The 18,366-nt window shown below is 63.5% G+C and carries 17 protein-coding genes; 9 read left to right on the top strand and 8 right to left on the bottom strand.

Annotated elements, in window-relative coordinates; all coding sequences use genetic code 11:
• Window positions 1–186: 186 nt before the first annotated feature.
• The 3 genes from ACQKEK_RS01315 to gcl form a co-directional block, all read right to left on the bottom strand.
• Entirely contained in the window at window positions 187–1,077 is an 891-nt protein-coding gene (locus tag ACQKEK_RS01315) for a 2-hydroxy-3-oxopropionate reductase (RefSeq protein ID WP_128119546.1), read from the bottom strand.
• 194 nt (window positions 1,078–1,271) lie between these two features.
• Entirely contained in the window at window positions 1,272–2,054 is a 783-nt protein-coding gene (gene hyi / locus ACQKEK_RS01320; protein WP_499140814.1) for a hydroxypyruvate isomerase, read from the bottom strand.
• A gap of 182 nt (window positions 2,055–2,236) precedes the next feature.
• A complete protein-coding gene (gene gcl / locus ACQKEK_RS01325; protein WP_499140815.1) occupies window positions 2,237–4,018 on the bottom strand; it encodes a glyoxylate carboligase in 1,782 nt (593 codons plus the stop codon).
• A gap of 255 nt (window positions 4,019–4,273) precedes the next feature.
• On the opposite strand from gcl, the gene ACQKEK_RS01330 reads away from it, so the two are divergent.
• The 5 genes from ACQKEK_RS01330 (at window position 4,274) to ACQKEK_RS01350 (ending at window position 8,430) form a co-directional block, all read left to right on the top strand.
• A complete protein-coding gene (locus ACQKEK_RS01330) occupies window positions 4,274–5,182 on the top strand; it encodes a LysR family transcriptional regulator (protein ID WP_499140816.1) in 909 nt (302 codons plus the stop codon).
• A 334-nt stretch (window positions 5,183–5,516) separates the two neighbouring features.
• Window positions 5,517–6,362: an exodeoxyribonuclease III gene (gene xth / locus ACQKEK_RS01335; RefSeq protein ID WP_499140817.1), complete on the top strand. Its 846-nt coding sequence runs from the start codon at window positions 5,517–5,519 to the stop codon at window positions 6,360–6,362.
• A gap of 61 nt (window positions 6,363–6,423) precedes the next feature.
• Window positions 6,424–6,810 carry a DUF2946 family protein gene (locus ACQKEK_RS01340; protein WP_499140818.1) on the top strand — a complete coding sequence of 129 codons (387 nt, stop codon included), beginning with the start codon at window positions 6,424–6,426 and terminating at the stop codon, window positions 6,808–6,810.
• A gap of 226 nt (window positions 6,811–7,036) precedes the next feature.
• Window positions 7,037–7,924: a PepSY-associated TM helix domain-containing protein gene (locus ACQKEK_RS01345; protein ID WP_499140819.1), complete on the top strand. Its 888-nt coding sequence runs from the start codon at window positions 7,037–7,039 to the stop codon at window positions 7,922–7,924.
• Window positions 7,882–8,430 (top strand): PepSY-associated TM helix domain-containing protein, encoded by a 549-nt coding sequence (locus ACQKEK_RS01350; protein ID WP_499140820.1) that lies wholly within the window; start codon window positions 7,882–7,884, stop codon window positions 8,428–8,430. The genes ACQKEK_RS01345 and ACQKEK_RS01350 overlap by 43 nt, the downstream gene beginning before the upstream one ends.
• 227 nt (window positions 8,431–8,657) lie before the next feature.
• On the opposite strand, the gene ACQKEK_RS01355 is transcribed toward ACQKEK_RS01350, so the two are convergent.
• From ACQKEK_RS01355 to ACQKEK_RS01365, 3 genes are read right to left on the bottom strand one after another with little or no spacing between them, the layout of a single operon-like run.
• The gene (locus ACQKEK_RS01355) at window positions 8,658–10,046 is read right to left on the bottom strand and encodes an efflux transporter outer membrane subunit (RefSeq protein ID WP_499140821.1); all 1,389 of its coding nucleotides are present in this window, start codon (window positions 10,044–10,046) and stop codon (window positions 8,658–8,660) included.
• Complete coding sequence (locus tag ACQKEK_RS01360; protein WP_499140822.1) at window positions 10,043–11,227, bottom strand: HlyD family secretion protein; 1,185 nt, start codon at window positions 11,225–11,227, stop codon at window positions 10,043–10,045. The genes ACQKEK_RS01355 and ACQKEK_RS01360 overlap by 4 nt, the downstream gene beginning before the upstream one ends.
• The gene (locus ACQKEK_RS01365; protein WP_499141327.1) at window positions 11,224–12,801 is read right to left on the bottom strand and encodes an MFS transporter; all 1,578 of its coding nucleotides are present in this window, start codon (window positions 12,799–12,801) and stop codon (window positions 11,224–11,226) included. The genes ACQKEK_RS01360 and ACQKEK_RS01365 overlap by 4 nt, the downstream gene beginning before the upstream one ends.
• 557 nt (window positions 12,802–13,358) lie before the next feature.
• Here ACQKEK_RS01365 and ACQKEK_RS01370 point away from each other — a divergent pair.
• Complete coding sequence (locus ACQKEK_RS01370; RefSeq protein ID WP_499140823.1) at window positions 13,359–14,612, top strand: sensor domain-containing phosphodiesterase; 1,254 nt, start codon at window positions 13,359–13,361, stop codon at window positions 14,610–14,612.
• A gap of 63 nt (window positions 14,613–14,675) precedes the next feature.
• On the opposite strand, the gene uraH is transcribed toward ACQKEK_RS01370, so the two are convergent.
• A complete protein-coding gene (gene uraH / locus ACQKEK_RS01375; RefSeq protein ID WP_499140824.1) occupies window positions 14,676–15,086 on the bottom strand; it encodes a hydroxyisourate hydrolase in 411 nt (136 codons plus the stop codon).
• A 12-nt stretch (window positions 15,087–15,098) separates the two neighbouring features.
• Window positions 15,099–15,599, bottom strand: a complete 501-nt coding sequence (locus tag ACQKEK_RS01380) for a GlcG/HbpS family heme-binding protein (protein WP_499140825.1) — start codon at window positions 15,597–15,599, stop codon at window positions 15,099–15,101.
• 146 nt (window positions 15,600–15,745) lie between these two features.
• On the opposite strand from ACQKEK_RS01380, the gene ACQKEK_RS01385 reads away from it, so the two are divergent.
• The 3 genes from ACQKEK_RS01385 to ACQKEK_RS01395 all read left to right on the top strand — a co-directional run bounded on the left by ACQKEK_RS01385 (window position 15,746) and on the right by ACQKEK_RS01395 (window position 18,335).
• Window positions 15,746–16,417, top strand: coding sequence for a heavy metal response regulator transcription factor (locus ACQKEK_RS01385; RefSeq protein WP_127838681.1), 672 nt, complete (start codon window positions 15,746–15,748; stop codon window positions 16,415–16,417).
• A complete protein-coding gene (locus ACQKEK_RS01390; protein ID WP_499140826.1) occupies window positions 16,414–17,769 on the top strand; it encodes a heavy metal sensor histidine kinase in 1,356 nt (451 codons plus the stop codon). The genes ACQKEK_RS01385 and ACQKEK_RS01390 overlap by 4 nt, the downstream gene beginning before the upstream one ends.
• Before the next feature lie 113 nt (window positions 17,770–17,882).
• Window positions 17,883–18,335: a PA2169 family four-helix-bundle protein gene (locus ACQKEK_RS01395; protein ID WP_499140827.1), complete on the top strand. Its 453-nt coding sequence runs from the start codon at window positions 17,883–17,885 to the stop codon at window positions 18,333–18,335.
• Window positions 18,336–18,366 lie beyond the last annotated feature (31 nt).

Below are 18,366 nucleotides of genomic sequence, written 5' to 3' on the forward strand. Positions count from 1 at the left end.
CGATCGGATCGCAGATGCGCAGGGCTGAGGTTGTGGGGGACGCTGTGATTCCGACCCCATGCAACTCCAATCCGACCCTTTGAGCATCGCTGCGCCAAGTGTTGCGGTTCCCACCACCTGGTCTGTCTGTCCCTGAAGGTGGGGCGCTTGGCTCGGCGCAACGTGCTCGAAGGCTGAGGTTTCTGTTTAGTCCTTGCGGATCGAGAAGTTGGCCATGTGCTCCAGGCCCTTGATCAGCGCCGAATGGTCCCAGCCGCTACCGCCGATGGCCGCGCAGGTGCTGAAGACCTGCTGGGCGTTGGCGGTGTTGGGCAGGTTCAGGCCCAGCTCGCGGGCGCCGGCCAAGGCCAGGTTAAGGTCCTTCTGGTGCAGGCTGATGCGGAAGCCCGGATCAAAGGTGCCCTTGATCATGCGTTCGCCGTGCACTTCCAGGATCTTGGAGCCGGCAAAACCGCCCATCAGCGCTTCGCGGACACGGGCCGGGTCGGCGCCGTTCTTCGCGGCGAACAGCAGGGCTTCGCCCACTGCCTGAATGTTCAGCGCAACGATGATCTGGTTGGCCACCTTGGCGGTCTGGCCGTCGCCGTTGCCACCGACCAGGGTGATGTTCTTGCCCATCGCCTGGAACAGCGGCAGGGCGCGTGCAAAACTTTCCTCGCTGCCGCCGACCATGATCGACAGCGTCGCGGCCTTGGCGCCGACTTCACCGCCCGATACTGGCGCGTCGAGGTACTGGGCGCCGGTGGCGTTGATCTTCTCGGCGAACGCCTTGGTGGCGCTGGGGGAGATCGAGCTCATGTCGATCACCAGCTTGTTCGGGCCGACGCCCTCGACGATGCCGTTTTCACGGAACAGCACGTCTTCTACATGCGGGGTGTCCGGCACCATGACGATGATGAACTCGGCTTCCTGGGCCACTTCCTTCGGGTTGGCCAGGCCAACGGCGCCCGCTTCGAGCAGAGCTGCTGGCGCCGCATCGTGGTGAGTCGAAACGAAAAGGCTGTGGCCCGCCTTCTGCAGGTTCTGAGCCATGGGCAGGCCCATGATGCCGGTGCCGATAAATCCAATCTTAGCCATGATAATTCTCCTCAAATTCGTTCTAGTTGCTGAAAAACTACCTGCGTTGGCAATACTTCGTTGAACTCGGCCTGGGGCGTCAGCCCGGTCAGAATGCTCATTTAGAAAACTAAACTCGCACGCGAGCCCGGTCCGCTTCTTCGGCCTCCTTCGCCTCGTCTTGCCTGCCTCGCTTACGTTTTTTCGGCTATTTATTAGATCGCGTTGTGGCTCTTCAGCCAGCCGAGGCCGGCCGCAGTGGTGGTGGCGGGCTTGTACTCGCAGCCGACCCAGCCCTGGTAACCGGTTCGGTCCAGGTGCTCGAACAAGAAGCGGTAGTTGATCTCGCCGGTGCCTGGCTCGTTGCGGCCAGGGTTGTCCGCCAACTGCACGTGGTTGATCACTGCCAGGTTGTTCTCGATGGTGCGCGCCAGGTCTCCTTCCATGATCTGCATGTGGTAGATGTCGTACTGCAGGAACAGGTTGGTGCTGCCGACCTTGTCGCGGATCTCCAACGCCTGCGAGGTGTTGTTGAGGAAGAAGCGCGGGATGTCTCGGGTATTGATCATCTCCATGACCAGGCGGATGCCTTCTGCTTCGAGCTTCTTCGCCGCGTAGCGCAGGTTTTCGATAAAGGTCATTTCCAGCTTGCCCAGATCGGCGCCGCGAGGCGCGATGCCGGCCAGGCAGTTGATCTGGGTGTTGCCCAGCACTTTTGCGTAGGCAATAGCCGTGTCGACACCAACGCGGAAGTCCTCGACGCGCTCGGGATCGCAGGCAATACCGCGATCACCGCCCGCCCAATCACCGGCCGGCAGGTTGAAAAGAACCTGGGTCAGCTTGTTGGCATCCAGCCGAGCCTTGATCTCTTCGGCGGGATAGTCGTACGGGAACAGGTACTCGACACCGCTGAAGCCGGCTTCGGCTGCGGCGGCAAAGCGGTCGAGAAAGTCCAGCTCGGTAAACAACATGGACAGGTTGGCGGCGAAACGGGGCATAGGTATCTCCTTGTGATCTGTAGGGATCGGTTCGGTACGTCGGTGCTACGTTTTTGGTGGATATGCTTCGCGATATCCACCCTACGGGTCTGCTTTTCGTAGGAGCCAGCTTGCTGGCGATCAGTCGGGCATGGCGCTCGGGATCGCCAGCAAGCTGGCTCCTACGGGCGGTGCGTCTTCCATCAATCCAGCAACGCGACCGCGGTCGGTGCGTCTTCTCGGCCCTCGGCCAGCGGCTCGAATTCGTTGATGGCGTCGATCTCGGTGCCCATGGCGATGTTGGTTACACGTTCGAGGATCACCTCGATCACGACCGGCACCTGGTGCTCAGCCATCCAGGCCTGGGCCTGATCGATGGCAGGGCGCAGGTCTTCCTGCTTGAACACGCGGATCGCCTTGCAGCCCAGGCCCTCGACCACCGCGACGTGATCCACGCCGTAGCCTTCCATGCCGCTGTGGTCGGCATTGATGTTCTCGAAGCCCAGCTGCACGCAGTAATCCATCTCGAAGCCGCGTTGCGCCTGGCGGATCAGGCCGAGGTAGGCGTTGTTCACCAGGATGTGGATGTAGGGCAGCTTGAACTGCGCCCCCACGGCCAATTCCTCGATCATGAACTGGAAGTCGTAGTCGCCCGAAAGCGCTACCACCTTGCGGGTCGGGTCCGCTGCGACCACGCCCAGCGCTGCGGGAATCGTCCAGCCAAGCGGGCCGGCTTGACCGCAGTTGATCCAATGGCGCGGCTTGTACACATGCAGGAACTGCGCGGCAGCGATCTGCGACAAGCCAATGGTGCTGACGTAGCAGGCGTCGCGGCCGAACGCGTTGTTCATGCACTGATATACGCGCTGCGGCTTCATCGGGACCGAGTCGAAGTGCGTCTTGCGCAGCAGGGTGCGCTTGCGTTCCTGGCAATCGGCCGCCCAGGCATTACGATCCGGCAGCTTGCCCGCGGCCTTGCGTTCCTTGGCGACTTCAACGAACAGTTCGAGCGCAGCACCTGCGTCCGAGGTGATACCGAAGTCCGGTGAGAACACCCGGCCGATCTGGGTCGGTTCGATATCCACGTGCACGAAGGTGCGGTCCTTGGTGTAGACCTCCACCGAACCGGTGTGGCGGTTGGCCCACCGATTGCCAATGCCGAGCACGAAATCCGAGGCGAGCATGGTGGCGTTGCCGTAGCGGTGGCTGGTCTGCAAGCCGCACATGCCCGCCATCAGCGGATGGTCGTCAGGGATCGAACCCCAGCCCATCAGCGTCGGGATCACCGGCACGCCAACAGTCTCGGCGAATTCAACCAGCAGGGCTTCTGCACCGGCGTTGTAGATGCCGCCACCTGCCACGATCAGCGGGCGCTCGGCGGCGCAGAGCATGTCGATGGCCTTCTCGATCTGCTTGCGAGTCGCGGCCGGCTTGTACACGGACAGCGGCTCGTAGGTCTCGACGTCGAATTCAATCTCGGCCATCTGCACGTCGAACGGCAGGTCGATCAAAACCGGGCCCGGGCGACCCGAGCGCATCACGTGGAAGGCTTGTTGGAACACGCGCGGCACCAGCGCTGGCTCACGCACGGTCACGGCCCACTTGGTGACCGGCTTGGCGATGGATTCGATGTCCACGGCCTGGAAGTCTTCCTTGTACAGGCGAGCACGTGGCGCCTGGCCGGTGATGCAGAGAATCGGTATCGAATCGGCCCAGGCGGAATAGAGGCCGGTAATCATGTCGGTACCGGCCGGGCCCGAGGTGCCGATGCACACGCCGATGTTGCCGGCCTTGGTGCGGGTGTAACCCTCAGCCATGTGCGAGGCGCCTTCGACGTGGCGAGCCAGAATGTGACGGATGCTGCCGTCGGCGCGCAGGGCGGAATACAGCGGATTGATCGCGGCACCGGGGATGCCGAAGGCGGTGTCGATGCCTTCCTTGCGCAATACCGCCACTGCGGCATCGATTGCTCTCATTCGGGCCATCTGTCGTTCCTCTTGGCTTAGAACCTGTTCACGATCTGCTGCGCGTCGGCCCTGCTGCGTTAAAACCAGGCTCGGAATGCTCATTTGCAACAGCAAACCCCGCTTCCTCGCCTGCTTTTGCCTTGCAGGTCTCTAGCTCGCAAGATCGTGAACGGCTCTGTTTCGATAGTTTTTATACGTGGCCCAAGCATGAAGGGCTGGCCGGAACGAGGGAATTGGCCGAAACTTCAGTTCTGTCGATATCAGGAGTATCGAATGGATCGCTATACAACCCTGCACAGCTTCGTGCTGGTCGCTGAAAACGGCAGCTTTGCCGCCGCTGCGCTGAAGGAAGGCGTGACGCCAGTGGTAATGGGCCGCCGACTCGATGCGCTGGAGCGACACCTGGGCGTGAAGCTGATGCACCGCTCCACGCGCGGGCTGGCGCTGACCGATCTTGGCGAGCAGTACCTGGAGCGCGCCCGCGGGCTGCTCAAGGATTTCGAGGAAGCCGATGCCAGCATCAGCCACCACGGCACCTCGGTGCGTGGGCATCTGGTGGTCTCGGCGCCGGCGGCGTTCGGTCGCCGGCATATCGGGCCGCACGCGCCAGCCTTTCAGGCGCGCTACCCGGACCTGCAGCTGTCGTTCAACTTCACCGACAGCGTGGTCGATCTGGTGCGCCACGGTTACGACATGGGCATCCGCATCGGCGAGGTGACCGATCCCAACTATGTCGCCATCAAGCTGTTTCCCAACCGCCGCGTGGTCTGCGGCGCGCCGGACTACTTCGAGCGACAGGGCGTGCCGCGCACCCTGGAAGACCTGGCGCGACACAACTGCCTGGCGTTCAACCTGCAAGGCGGGCAGCAGCGCGGTTGGACCTTTTTGCGTGACGGCAAGCAGGTAGCGGTGCGAGTAGACGGTAACCTCGACTGCAATGACGGCGAGCTCTTATTCGACTGGGTCAAGCAAGGGTTGGGGATCGGCTGGCGCTCGACTTGGGAGATCCAGGCGGAGCTCAAGCGCGGCGAGCTGGTAACGGTGCTCGACGAGTTTGCGTTGTCGGCCTATGACATCCAGGCAGTGTATCCGCAGCAGCGCTACCTGCCGGCCAAGGTCCGTTTCTTCATCGATTATCTGAAGCAGATCTACAACGCGCCAGGCTACTGGGAAGTGCGTTGAGTCAAACCTCCACGCACCGTCTGGTGGGCTAAAGCCCACCCTACGTGTGTCGATCTATGGCTGGGGCGGGTTTCGTATCACTGCGATCTGTAGGGTGGGCTTCAGCCCACCGAGGGTCCACACGCATGTTTTGGTGGGCTAAAGCCCACCCTACGTGTGCCGATCTATGGCTGGGGCGGGTTTCGTATCACTGCGATCTGTAGGGTGGGCTTCAGCCCACCGGGACACCGGGAGTCCACACGCATGTCACGGGTGTAGGGGTAATTGAACACGGCGAACCCCGCTGCCCCGTGACGAGTCACAACAAGGGTCATGAATCGGCGCGAGGCTACCCGTGGACTCCCTGAAAATTGCCACCTTCAACATCAACGGCATCCGTGCCCGTCGGACCAACTTGCTCGAATGGCTGGAGCGCGAACAGCCGGACGTGGTCTGCCTGCAGGAGCTGAAGGCGCAGGACGCCGATTTCCCCATCGATGACATCCGTGCGGCCGGCTACGGCGCCATCTGGCACGGGCAGAAGTCATGGAACGGCGTGGCGATTCTGTCCAAGGGCGACGACCCGCTGGAAATCCGCCGCGGCCTGCCGGGCGATCCGGACGATACACACAGCCGCTACCTTGAGGCTGCCGCCCACGGGGTGATCGTCGCCTGTCTCTATCTGCCCAACGGCAACCCGCAGCCGGGGCCTAAGTTCGAGTACAAACTCGCTTGGTTTGAGCGCTTCATCGAACACGCCGCTGGGCTGTTCGACAGTGGCCATCCTGTGGTCCTGGCCGGCGACTACAACGTCGTGCCCACTGACGAAGACATCTACAATCCTCGCTCCTGGACCAAGGACGCGCTGCTGCAGCCCGAGAGCCGTGAATGCTACGAGCGGCTGCTGGCTCAGGGCTGGACTGACGCGTTGCGCGCCAAATATCCGAATGAGCGGATCTACACCTTCTGGGATTATTTCCGCCAGCACTGGCAGAAGAATTCCGGGCTGCGCATCGATCATCTGTTGCTGAGCGCTGATCTGGCGCCGCGGCTTGTCGATGCCGGGGTGGACCGCTGGGTGCGGGATCAGGAACACGCCAGCGACCACGCGCCGACCTGGATCACGTTAACAGGCGAGGCGAGCGCCAAGGCGGTGCAGGAAAAGCCAGCCAAACGCAGCAAAGCCAAGACAACCAAGTAAACTCGCTGCGCCAGCGCTCAACGCGCCTGGCGCTTTCCGCTTCTGCTGGAGCTTGCCCGTCATGCGTCGCCCTAGTCGTGCGCCTATCTGGATAGCGGCCTTTGCCGTTCTGCTGCATCTGTTCGCGATGCCGCTGATGGCCGCGCATATGCAAGGAATGGACGGTACGGGCGGGCATTGCCCAATGGCCGAGGCCAGCCAGCATCACACCGGCCACGTCCAGCACGCCCACGTCGATGAATCTACGCCCAAGCCCAGTCATCACCAGGGGATGCCCTGCTGCTGTGCGGCGGGTTCGGAATCTCTCGCTGCGATTACGACCGGCTCGCCGGTGCTCCATCAACCTCATCTGGTACGGGTCGGCAGCCTGCGCACAGCAACCGCGCCGCAGCTGTCGCCGCGTTACCGTTGGCCTGCACTGAATCCCCGCGCATCCCCGCTCGCCTGATCGATAACCCCTGATCTGACCGGTAGCCATCGGCGGTCGCGTATGCGTGCCGCCGCTAATTGCTGGCCCTTGCTGCAGGCCTGCGTCCCGGCCGGCAGCGCGAAAATACGGTCCCGCCTTTGTAGGAGCGAGCTTGCTCGCGATCCCGATCCATTACAGTGCCATTGATCGCCAGCAAGCTGGCTCCTACAGAGAAGCTGCTGCCGTTTTGATCGAGTAAATAGTCATGACTTCAAGTACCACTGGCGCCCGCCCCGAGGCGCCACCCCTGGTTTCCCACACGCAGCACCCGTTGCTGGCGCTGTTGATTCGTCTCCACCTGTATGTCGGGCTGCTGGTCGGCCCTTTTATCTTCGTTGCTGCGCTGAGCGGCCTGGTCTACGCGCTGACACCGCAACTGGAAGATCGGCTCTATGCCGAGCAGCTGTACACCGACAGCACCGGCACGCCGCAACCCTTGGCCCGACAGATCGAGATTGCCCAGGCCCATGTCGGCGAAGCGGCGACGCTGTCGGCGGTGCGCCCGGCGCCGGAACCGGGCACCACCACACGGGTGATGTTCAAATCGTCAGAGCTGGGCGAGTCAGAGAGTCGCGCGGTGTTCATCGACCCCGTGACTGTTGAAGTCCGCGGTGACTTGCTCGTCTACGGCACCAGTGGCGTGCTGCCGTTGCGTACCTGGCTCGACCAGTTCCATCGCAGTCTGCTGCTCGGCGAACCGGGGAGGCTGTACAGCGAACTGGCGGCGTCCTGGTTGTGGGTGGCGGCGCTGGGCGGTTTCGCGTTGTGGATCATCAGGCGGCGGCGCGCCTCGGGTACGCGCTCAAAAGGGTTGAGGCACTGGCACTCCACACTGGGGCTGTGCCTGTTGATCGGGCTGCTGTTTTTCTCCGCCACGGGGCTGACCTGGTCGCGCTGGGCGGGCGACAACATCGGCGTCGCGCGGGCGGCGCTGGGCATGTCGACGCCGAGCGTGTCCACGGCGCTGGATGGTGAAGCGGTAAAAGCTGCGGGTGAACACGCGCACCACACCGGGATGGCCATGCCGGTGACACGAACCGCTGAACGGAAATGTTCGATAGCGTGCTGCGCGCTGCACGTGAGGGCGGCATAGACGCTGGCAAGGTCGAAATCATGCCCGCCGCCGGGCCGAATCGTGCCTGGACGGTGACCGAGATCGACCGCAGCTGGCCCACCCAGGTCGATGCCGTGGCCATCGATCCGCGCACGCTGCAGATCACCGATCGCACCGATTTCGCGAGCTTTCCTGTCGCCGCGAAGCTGACGCGTTGGGGGATCGATGCGCATATGGGGTCGCTGTTCGGTCTGGCCAATCAGCTGTTGCTGGCCGCTACCGCGCTCGGCTTGGCGGTGCTGGTGGCTTTCGGTTATCTGATGTGGTGGCGACGTCGTATGCCACGTCGAGTCGGCGGGCAGGGGATAGTCCAGGCGATGCATAAGCTGTCACCCCGTGCTCGCTGGGTCACGGCCACCGTAGCGCTGTTGTTCGGCTACTGCCTGCCGGTGCTGGGCGGCAGTCTTCTGCTGTTTCTAGTGGTTGATCTGGTGGCTGTGGTTGGCCGGCGTACAGGGCCCGGTGTGGTCCGGCGGGATGCCTGAGCATAGCGGTAGAGCAACAGGCGCGGTCTAGAGCCGGCCGTCGCCGAAAACACAGCATGGCCATTTGTATCAGTAGTATCTGGCCAACTGTTCAGGGTCCGCACCCGCAAGGCGCGGATCCAGGCAGGGCTATCTGCTTGGACGTCCGGCGTCGATCACTGCGCCGGTCTCCAACGCATTTGACGGGTCGATCCTCAACCGCTGAGCCCTCAGCTCAGTGCCTCTGATCAGGGTTCGGCTTGCCAGCCACCGCCCAATGCCTGGTAAAGGCTGATCAGCGCATTGAGCCGGCTCTCGCGCAGCTGTACGGCCGCCAGTTCTGTATTGAACAGGTTGCGTTGGGCATCGAGGGTCTCCAGGTAGGACGAATAGCCCGCGCGGTAGCGGTCCTCAGCGTAGGTCAGGGAGCGCTCGAGTACCGCGCGGCGAGCCGCGACGCGTGCTAGCTGCTGGCGCAGATTACTGACCGCCGAAAGGCTGTTCTCCACTTCCCTGAAAGCGTCCAGCGCCGCGGCGCGGTAGGCAAAGGCCGCCTGGTTGCGCTGGGCGACCGCGATGTTCACGCCTGCCTCCAGGCGGCCAGCATCGAATATCGGTGCCAGCACGCTGGCGCCGAGATCCCAGACACGCACCGGGTCGTAATCGAGTGAGTTGACGAATAGCCGACCGAGACTGGCAGACAGCTGTACCTGCGGCAGGAATCGGTCACGCTGGGCTTGCAGGTTCAGGCTGCTGGCCGCGAGCAGCAGCTCGGCCTGCTGGATGTCCGGGCGGCGGCGCAGCAGCTCTGAAGGCAGCACGCCCGGCACCGGAGACGGCTCGATGGCCAGCAGCCCGGCGCCGCGCTCCACGTTCCCTGGGAAGCGGCCGGTGAGCAGGCGCAGGGCATTTTCCTGCTCCCGGATGGCCTGCTGCAGCTGCGGCAGCAATTCGGCGGCGGCTTCGTATTCCGATTGCGCCTGGGTCAGCTCCAGCTGCGAGGTGTAGCCGAGGGCTGCGCGGTCCTCGGCGACGCGCAGCGCCTCTCGGCGGGAGTCGACGGTTTCACGCGTGACGTACAGCTGGCGGTCCAACGACAGCAGCGACACATACGCTCGGGCGGTGGTGCTTGCCACTGCCAAGCTGACGGCGTCGCGCTCGGCCTCGGTCGCGCGATATTCAAGTTGCGCCGCATCCTTCAAGCGCCGGAGCCGTCCCCAGAGGTCGACCTCGTAGGACACCTGCAATGCCGGCTGCACGGCCGTTGTATGGGTCATGCCCAGAACGCTGAGTTCGCGGGTGCGTTGCGCTCCCAGCGCCGCGTCGAGCGATGGCAGCAGCGCGGCCCGCGATAGCTGGATCTGTTCACGTGCCTGTTCCACGCGAGAAGCGGCGCTCAGCACCTCGGTGTTGTACGCCAGTGCCGCCTCGACCAGCGCCGTCAGCTGAGGATCACCGAACGCCTGCCACCAGGTCGCGGACACGTCGGCCATGTTCGATCCCGGTTCCCGCCAGTCTGCCGGTGGGGTGAACGCGGCTTCAGGCGGAAGCGGCTGCCGAGGCGGCATGCAGCCGGCCAGCGTAACCAGCAGCAGACCTGGCATCAGCCGGCGCAGGGCGCGGACCAGGCCGCTCATTGCGTACTGTCCGCGGTGGATCGCTCCGCTGCCTCTGTGGCGCCGGTATCCACATGAGTCACCACCGACAGACCGGGGCGCAGCCGCTTGGCGAGTGGCTGATCCGGGGCGATGGAGATGCGTACTGGCACGCGCTGAACCACTTTGGTGAAGTTGCCGGTGGCGTTGTCCGGGCGTAGCACGCTGAATTCAGAACCGGTGGCAGGGGCCAGGCGCTGTACATGGCCGCGGAGCCGCGCGCCGTCCAAGGCATCGACTTCAATCTCGACCGGCTGGCCGGGACGCATGGCGAACGTCTGGGTCTCCTTGTAGTTGGCGATTATCCAGAGCTGCTCCGGCACCAGGTACAGCAGCTGCGAGCCGGCCGTCACGTATTGGCCCTGGCGCACCGTGACCTCGCTGACCTGCCCGTCACGCGGCGCCTCGATTACCGTATTGTCCAGATCGATCTGCGCGCGCTTGAGCGCCGACTCTGCGATTTCTACCTGTGCCTGCAACCCGCCGCGTGAGACTTCGCTGGCCTTCAGCGTTTGTTCGGCGATGTCGATGGCCGCCCGCGCCTGTTGCACCTGGGCCGAGTCGGCGCGAGCGGTTGCACGGATCTGATCGCGCTCGCGGATCGAGACTGAACCCCGTTCGGCCAGCTCGTTGACACGCTTCTCATCCGCCAGGCCCCGTTTCAGCTCCGCTTCGGCGGCGGCCAGTTCGGCGCGGCGGGCGGCCAGCGTCGCCCGGTTGGAGGCCAGGGTCTGCGCCAGGTTCTCGAGCTCGAAGCGGCGCGCTGCGAGCTCGGCCCTGCGCTGTTCGACCAGCTGGCGGTACTGACGATCATCGATGCGCACCAATGGCTGGCCTTGCTCGACCTCTTCGAAGTCCTGCACCAGCACCTCGGTCACATAGCCGCTGACCTGTGGCGCCAGCACGGTGATCTGCCCGCGCACATAGGCATTCTCGGTGACCGCCACGCGGCCGGTGAACGGCCACAGCTGCCAGGCATAAAGGATCGCCAGGACGCCGATGAGCGCTACCAGCACCATCAGGATCACCGATCGGCGGCTCGGTTTGATGGTTTTCGGCGGATCGTCCGGGGTCGGTCCCGCGTCGGTCGCAGCCGCAGAAGGCTGCGTGGGTTGGGCCGGCTGCAGGCTTTGCTGTTCCTCGGGTTGGGTGCGTTCGCTCATGGAGAGGCGGAATTCCTGTTCTGCTGCGCAATGCGCAGGGTGCGATAGAGCGTCCAGCCGAACACGCCGATGGAAAGCATGCCGATCAGCCGGAATACATCATTGAAGGCCAGCACGTTGGCTTCTCGTGTGGCCGCTTGGCTCAGCTGCGCCGCGCTCTGTGCCTGGCGAAGCCGAGGGTCGCTCTGGCGCGGTATCAGCGCCTGGCTCTGGGCCTGCAAGCGTCCGGCAACCCGCGGGTCGCCGGCCACCACCTGTTCGGTGAGGTGGCTGGAATGGTACTTCTCACGCATCACCTGATAGGTACCGAACAGCGCTGGCGCGGCCAGGCCGCCGAGGCTCTGGGTCATGGTGAACAAGACGATGAACGTCACCAGATAGTTCGGACCGTTACGCAGCGCCCGGCCGATACCGGTGATCAGCAGCGGACCGAGGAACATGCCACTGGCGAAGGCCAGCAGGCCCTGGCTGAGAAACATGTCGTGTGGACGGGTCAGGTTGGTGGCATCGATATCGAGAAAGCTGGCGATGGCAATCAGCACGATCGACAACAGAATCTGCGGAAAGGCCCGGGTCGGGCTGAAGGTCATCGCGCTGCCGGCAATGCCCATGACCAGGCCCAGCAGGATCACCGCGTACAACGGCTGCAGCTGTTCGGTGCCCATGCCGAGGGTCTGCAGCAGGCCCACCGCGCCATAGGTCTGTTCGGACAACAGCAGCCGCAACGCCAGCGCGCCGAAGGCGAAGCGCAGCATCTCGGCAGTGCCCAGCCAGCGTGTGTGCAACAACGGGTTGCGCCGGTGATGCTCGATCATGAAGGCGGCGCAGAACAGCAGCAGCGCGGCAATCAGGGCGTAGCCCAGCCAGGGCTCCTCCGTCCACCAGAGGATGCGACCCTGGGCCAGCACCGCCGCGATCAACGCCAGCGCGGGAGCCAACAGGGCGAAGGTGAGGAAATCCAGCGGTTCGAACACCTTGATGCGCTCGCCCAGCGGTAGCTTGAGTACCACCACGGCGGCCAGCGAGCAGAGCGCCAGGCCGCTTTCGAACACATACAGGCGATGCCATTCGCCCATCACCAGCAGCGCAGGGGACATCAGCCAGGCCAGGGGTGTGCCCAGCTGGGAAATGCCGAAGCCGAGGATCACCGCCTTGGGCAGATCGACCTTGCGAAACGCCTGCAGCATGTAGAACAGGCCCAGGGAGGAGGTGGTCGCAGCGGCCAGGCCACTGGCTGCGCGAACGAACACGGCCATCTCAAAGCCTTCGACGAAAACATGCGCGATGCTCAGCAATGCGTAGAGCGTCAGGCCGATCTCGGCAAAGCGACGCAGGCCGTATTGCTGGCGAAACTTGATCATTAGCAGGTTGGCCGACACGCTGACCATGAAATAGGCCGCCGGAAGCCAGGCCGCCTGGGACGGCGTCAGGCCCAGATCGCCCTGGATGCTCGGCAGGTTGGCGATGAACAGGGCGTTGCCCAGCCCGCCGGTGATGCCGACCAGTACGGCAACACAGGCATAGGCGATGCGCAGCGGCATGGGATGCAGCAGGATCGCCGGCGAGCCCGGCATCGAGGGGCGTTCTTCGGGTTCCCAGCGAGGAACGGGGGCGAGGTATTGCGGCATCGTAAGCAAGGCTCGAAGGGCGGTTTCAACTGATCGGAGCGCCGCATCGAGGCGGCGGCTACTCCCTTGGGACAATCTTTAGCGTGAAATGATTGGTCACATTTGGCAAAGCATGGTGCCGCTGCTCTCGGCGACGGCCGTGCAGCTGGTCCGTTACATGAACGAACGGGGACGGCAACTTGGCTATGTTTGTGGGTCTCTTCGAGTTTGGCGGCTGCGGGCTGCTATGGCGTGGCTGCTTGTGATCAACAGCTATTCAGCCAATCGATGGAGCCGCCAGGATGCAGGCCAGACCGGTTCAGGACGTTCAGCGCCAGGCAAATCGACGTTAGAAGCACGCAGCGGGGGACCCTTCGTCCGGAAAACTCAGGCGAGTCGCCAGAAACCAACAACACTGGCCAAAGGTCTCAATGATGCAGCGGGGCGCACTTGTGCTCGCCGCTGGATAAGGACCGTCAACCCGAGCCGTCGAAAACGAAACGGCTATTTCACCGGAGGTGTGAATGCTGCAGAACGTTCGGTTGGGACCCGAGGCATTCGAGCGAGGCGGCGACCCGGCGGCCATGCTGCGGGACCTGGAAACAGCGGGCCATACGGTAGGCGACATGCTCTGCGAAGCGTTGCGTTCAGTGCGCTCGCACCTGGGCATGGATGTCGCGTTCGTCGCCGAGATGGTGCAGGGCTTTCGCGTGTTCCGCCATGTGAGCGGCCGTAGCGATCCGCCGCCGATATGTGTGGGCGGCTCCGATCGTCTTTCAGACAGCTACTGCCAGCGGGTGGTGGATGGCCGGCTGCCACAGCTGATCCCCGACACCAGCAAACTGCCCGAAGCGGTGGCGCTGCCCATCACCGAGATATTGTCGATCGGCGCCTATATCAGCGTGCCGATCCGTTTCAGCGATGGTCGCTTGTACGGCACCTTCTGCTGCTTCAGTTCCAAGCCTGACGGCACCTTGAACGAACGTGATCTGGATACCCTGCGGTTGTTCGCCGATTTTGCCGGCCGGTTGCTCGAGACCCAGGCCAAGGAGCAGCGCGAACAGGAGGAGCGGCTCGCGCGCATCAACAGCGTGCTGAGTGAACAGGCGTACAACGTCGTGTATCAGCCGATCGTCGATGTGAGGCAGAACGACGTGGTGGGCTACGAAGCGCTGGCACGATTCTCCGGCGAACCACAACGTACCCCGGATCTCTGGTTCGGCGAGGCCGAGCAGGTCGGTCTGCAATGCGAACTGGAAATGGCGCTCGTCCAGGAAGCCCTGAAATGCCTGGGTGGCATTCGCCAGGATCGCTATCTGTCGCTAAACGTCTCGCCGGAAACGATCCTGGCCGGGGCACTCGGAACCCTGCTGGACGGCCAGCCTCTGGACAGGCTGATGCTCGAGGTGACCGAGCACGCGTCGGTGCGCGACTATGACCTGATCGCCGAAGCGCTCGAACCCATGCGCGCGCAGGGCCTGCTGCTGGCGGTGGATGATGCAGGTGCCGGCTATGCGAGTTTTCGCCACATCCTCAAGCTCAAGCCGGACGTGATCAAACTCGACGGCAGCCTGATCCGCAACATCGACAGCAACCGCGACTGCCGGGCGCTGGCGTCGGCATTGATCCGCTTCGGTCAGGAGACCGACTGCAAGATCGTCGCCGAATGCGTCGAGACAGAGGCCGAACTGGAAATCCTGCGCGAGCTTCAGGTGACCAAGGCGCAGGGCTATCTGCTCGGCCGCCCTGGGCCGCTGGGTGGCAGCCAGCAGACCTAGACGAGGCCGCGACTGACAGGTGTAAACCGTCTGGTGTCCTGTCAGTCGGCCCTTTCTGATGGCTCAGTTGCCCCGATAGGTCGAGAAGCCGTATGGGTTGAGCAGCAGCGGGATGTGGTAGTGCGGCACGGTGCCGTCCACCTCGAAGATCACCGGGACTTCCGGAAAGAAACTCGCCGTATCGTGCGCCTCGAACCAGTCACCGGTCTTGAAGGTGACGCGGTAGGTGCCTTTTTCCAGCGCCTTGTCCTGCGGATAGAGCGCGGTGATGCGGCCTTGCTGGTTGGTCACGCCATCGTTCAGGGCAGTCCACTGCTTACCGTTTTGCTTTTCCAGCGTGACCCTCACATCAGGCGAGGGCAGGCCGTCGTTGAGGTTGAGCACATGCACGCTGAGCGGGTTGTCGGCAGCCATGGCGAGGCTGGAAAGGCTGGCAAGAGCGAGGCTGGCGCAAAGGGTTTTCAGGTTAGTCATGTTGAGCTCCGGTTAACGGGTGGAAGGAAGCAGTTTTGCGATTGCCTGAGTGGCGCAGGCCTCGTCGGTCTCGGCGCCGCCGGCACCGGCTACGCCAATGGCGCCGATGACTTCATCGCCGACCCGCAGCGGAACGCCGCCGCCGAGCAGTAACAGTTCATCGAAAGTGTTGAGGTTGGCGGCGTCCGGGTTGTTGCGGGCGCGCTCGCCGAACAGGCGGGTCGGTGTCTTGCTGGACAACGCGGTGTAGGCCTTGCGCTGGGCGGCGATGGTGTTGTGCGGGCCGACATTGTCGTCACGCTGCAGCGCGATCAAGTTGCCGCCACGATCGACCACTGCCACCGCGGCGGTACGGCCCTCGGCATGGCAGGCCGCCATGGTCGAGTCGAGCAAGGCATTGGCCAGTTGCAGCGAGACGTTCTGCTGGGTAACAGGCTGCGGCGTGGTGGCCATGGCCATGGCCTGGGCACTGGCAAGGGCCAGGCCGACCAACGAAAGGGGGACAATGCGCATCGGTTTCTCCTCAATGGGCTCCGTGGAGCAGGTGGCGCCATCCTGCGCGGTCGGCCCCGTCAAACCCATTGCCTGCGCATTACGTATTTGTAATGGGATAAACGCTCGTGGGCGCCTAGCCTATGCGCCTCGCCCGGAGGAAGCAGATGCGCATACTGGTAGTAGAAGACGAGTTCAAGACAGCTGATTACCTGCGCAAGGGGTTGAGCGAGTCGGGCTATCTGGTGGAGGTCGCGCTCAACGGCCTGGACGGTCAGCACCTGATTCAGGAAAGCGAGTTCGACCTGATCATCCTCGACGTCATGTTGCCGGGCATCGACGGCTGGCAGCTGCTGCAGATCGTGCGGCGCAAGGCGCAGACGCCGGTGTTGTTCCTCACCGCGCGCGATGCCGTGGAGGACCGGGTCAAGGGCCTTGAGCTGGGCGCCGACGATTATCTGGTCAAGCCGTTTTCCTACGCTGAGCTGCTGGCGCGGGTGCGCACCTTGCTGCGCCGCGGGCCGCCGCGCGAAGTCGAGCAGTTCAAGGTCGCCGATCTTGAGCTGGACCTGCTGCGCCGTCGGGTGACGCGTCAGGGTGAGCGGTTGACGCTGACCAACAAGGAGTTCGCCCTGTTGCATCTGCTGCTGAGCCGCGAAGGCGAAGTGCTGTCGCGGGCGCAGATCGCCTCGCAGGTCTGGCAGATGAATTTCGACAGCGATACCAATGTCGTCGACGTCGCGATCCGCCGGCTGCGGGCGAAGGTGGACGACCCTTACCAGCCCAAGCTGATCCACACCGTGCGCGGCATGGGCTACCTGTTGGAAGTGCCGGAATGAAGCTGCTGCCACGCTCGCTGAGCCTGCGTCTGGCACTGATGTTTGCGCTGGTCAGCACGGCGCTGCTGGGTGCGATTGGCTTCTACCTCTATCAATCGCTGGAGCGCGAGATCGCCTGGCGCGACGACCAGGCGCTGCTCGGGCGGCTGGAGCGCATGGCGGCCTTGCTCGATGACAGTGACAGCATCGAGGTGCTGCGCGAGCGACCTCAGCTCTACGCCAACATGCTCGGCAATCGCGACAGTCTGCTGTGGGTGCTGGGGGAGAGTGGGGCGCCGCTGATCGAGATCAATCCCGTTCAGTTGCCGATCCCGCAGTTGCCGCCGTCGGATCACCCACGGCTGGAGGATCTGGGTGATCAGGCGCGGCTGGCCTGGATACAGATCGAACGACCAAGCGGCGACCTGACGTTGATCGCCGGCAAATTGCTGGGCGAGCGTGAGCAGATGCTTGCCGCGTACCGCCTGAAACTCTGGCTGGCCCTGGCAACCGGTGCGCTACTGGCGTTTCTGCTGGGCTGGCTGGTGAGTGAACGAGGACTGCGGCCGGTTCGTCAGCTGACCCGCCGGGCGCTGGCGATCGACGTCCAGCACCTGCATCTGCGCATCGAGGACAGTGCCGAGCTGAGCGAGTTGCGGGCCTTGAGCGAGGCACTGAACCAGATGCTGGCGCGGCTGGAGGCCGGTTTTGCCCAGCTGTCGCGGTTTTCCGAGGATCTGGCGCATGAGATGCGCACCCCGCTCAGCAACCTGATGGGCCAGACCCAGCAAACCTTGCGGCGGGTGCGTTCGCTGGAGGATTACCAGAGCCTGCTGGCTTCCAATCAGGAGGAATACGAGCGTCTGGCCAGGATGATCAACAACATGTTGTTTTTAGCCCGCACCGAGCAGGTCGATGCTGCAATTCACCGGCAGGACATCGACCTGGCCGAAACGGTGGAACAGCTCGGTGATTATTTCGAGGGCGTTGCCGAAGAGCACCAGATGCGGGTAGTGAACGAGGCGAGCGGCAGCCTGCACGCCGATCCGGATCTGCTGCGCAGGGCGCTGGCCAACCTCATCGCCAATGCGCTGCGCTATGGCGCGACGGGAACGGAGGTCCGCGTGAGCTGCGAGCGTACCGCTGATAACGTGGTGATCACTGTCGAAAACAGCGGCGAGCCGATTGCAGCCGAACACCTGCCGCGGCTGTTCGACCGCTTCTATCGCTGCGATCCGTCACGTGCCCAACCGGGCGACTCTGGCGGGTTGGGGCTGGCAATTGTGCGCTCGATCATGCAGCTGCATGGCGGTGAAGTGCGGGTGACCAGCGACGCGTCGGTTACCTGCTTCAGCCTGTCCTTTCCTCGCTGAACGTTGCGGTCCCACCGGGCAGACGGGCTGAACCTTTATCGAAACGGCACAGTCGACTTAACAGGTTGGCCGTGTTTGTTCCGGCCGTTCATAAGCTCTTAGGAGGACTTTTCATGGATACCAAAGACACGATTTCCGTACTTAACGATCTGATCGAAACCAGTAAAGACGGTGAGAAGGGCTTCCGCGAATGCGCTGATGACCTGAAGAATCCGCAGCTGAAGACCACCATGAATCAACGTGCCCAGGATTGCGCCACGGCAGCCGCTGAGCTGCAGCAATTGGTCCGCACCATGGGCGGCGATCCGGAAACCTCCACCAGCACTGCCGGTGATATGCACCGTCGCTGGGTCGACCTGAAGACCAAGGTCACCGGCAAGGATGACGAGTCCATCCTCAACGAGTGCGAGCGTGGCGAAGACGTTGCCCTCAAGAGCTACCGCAAAGCGCTCGAGAAGGACCTGCCAATGGATGTGCGTTCGGTGGTCGAGCGTCAGATGCAGGGCGTGCAGCGCAACCATGATGAGGTCAAGGCACTGCGCGACGCCGAGCGCGCCCGTAGCTGATCGATCCTTGTTGCGAAAACGCCGGCCTCAG

The sequence above is a fragment of the Pseudomonas sp. NPDC077408 genome (assembly GCF_050269105.1).
Classification (GTDB): Bacteria; Pseudomonadota; Gammaproteobacteria; order Pseudomonadales; family Pseudomonadaceae; genus Stutzerimonas.